We start from the raw sequence: 1,452 nt of genomic DNA, 5'->3' as shown, positions 1-1,452 counted from the left end.
ACACCAAAAACAATCGAAGTTGTGGCTGAGCAGATTGGTGCAAGCTGGAACTTTTCAGGCTCATTATTATGGGTGAGTCCACAAGCTGGTCTTAGCGGTGTTGCAACTGAAGTCACTATTAATGGTGGTGTGGATGGTGAAGAACTAGAGGATTGGCGCACAAGAATGCTTGAGCGTAAACGCTTGGGTTATTTTCGTGATCGTTCAGCAGACTTGGAAGAAGCTATTAAAAAGCGTTCTTATGTGAAGGATGTTTATATCTATAAAAAGCGGCGTGGTCTTGGCTCTGTTGATATTGCTTTTACAATAAAGGGCAATCCACCAATGTTGCCCACCACAAATCAAATTATTGAAGTACAAAAAATTTTAGATGACGTATCTGATCATTATTTTGATTCAGTTGCTTATGTACTGGACAAAGAGTTTATTGACATATCCGCAGTGGTCACTGGTAATGTTGATTTAGATTCTGTGAAGACAACGATTAAAAACTACATGGCTGAATTAAAGCCTGTTGCTGAGTATTCATATAGTCAATTGTTTGGCCGTATCTTGAGTTTATCTGGTGTTACAGACCTAGTATTAACCCCAAGCCATAACGTCGATCCGACACTCAATGTCTTTCATACAGGTTGGTTAAGACTTGGCACATTAAATGTAACACGAGGCTCATGATGAATTTACAAGAGTCAGCAAACCAATATGCCCTAGTTTTACGCCAATTGTTGCCAACTGGTGTATATGACACTTCTGCTAAAACTACACTAGCAAAGGATATATACGCGCATGCATTGGCATTTGCGCAAGCTGATCTGGATGCAAAGCGCTTGCTAAATGTCATTACGGATATTCCAGTCGAGTTATTGCCCGAGTATGAGCGTGATTATGGTTTACCACTTAAATGCACAGTAAACGCAACGAAGACCGTGCAAGAGCGGATACAGACACTCAAGTGGGTAATGGATAAGAAGAACGTCTTAAATCGTTTGTATGTCAAAGAGCTTTTGGCGCAGTTTGGCATTACTTTGCTTGAACTGGTGAACTACAAGCCGATGCAATGTACAGCACCTTGTACTTCTCCAGTCAATACAGACGTGCTTCGCTACAAAGTCAAACTCAAGCTGAAAGCGCCAGTTAATGCAGACATCAACTGCATTATCGAAAACTATTTACCAGCGTACATCCGCTATGACATCGAGGTGATCTAATGAAACGAATTGATAGCATCAATGCACGTCCAAACGTCAATGGAGCTGGTAAGACAGGTTTTCATGACAACAATGATATCTCTGGACAAGATGCCACATACTTGACACCAGACTGGCTCAACCACATTCAGGAAGAGCTGTGTGCTTTACTTGAAAAGAATGGCCGTACATTAAATTCTGGTCAACGCGATCAGCTTTTTCAGTTGTTATCGACTGAAGATGATGTGGTGGCTTTGGCTGCTGC

General features: G+C 41.5%; 2 protein-coding genes and 1 pseudogene. All 3 read left to right on the top strand.

All coding sequences use genetic code 11. The features are described from left to right. On the top strand, window positions 1-675 hold a 675-nt coding region (locus tag MN869_RS20310), incomplete at its 5' end, for a baseplate J/gp47 family protein (RefSeq protein WP_243309225.1). Further along, window positions 675-1,208: a DUF2313 domain-containing protein gene (locus tag MN869_RS20305; protein WP_005204001.1), complete on the top strand. Its 534-nt coding sequence runs from the start codon at window positions 675-677 to the stop codon at window positions 1,206-1,208. The genes MN869_RS20310 and MN869_RS20305, both read left to right, overlap by 1 nt. Then, window positions 1,208-1,452 (top strand): annotated as a pseudogene (locus tag MN869_RS20300) (hypothetical protein); the annotation flags it as partial. The gene MN869_RS20305 and the pseudogene MN869_RS20300, both read left to right, overlap by 1 nt.

The organism is Acinetobacter sp. NIPH1876 (assembly GCF_022808535.1).
GTDB classification, from domain to species: Bacteria; Pseudomonadota; Gammaproteobacteria; order Pseudomonadales; family Moraxellaceae; genus Acinetobacter; species Acinetobacter higginsii.
This window is presented reverse-complemented; position numbering and strand designations above follow the sequence as displayed.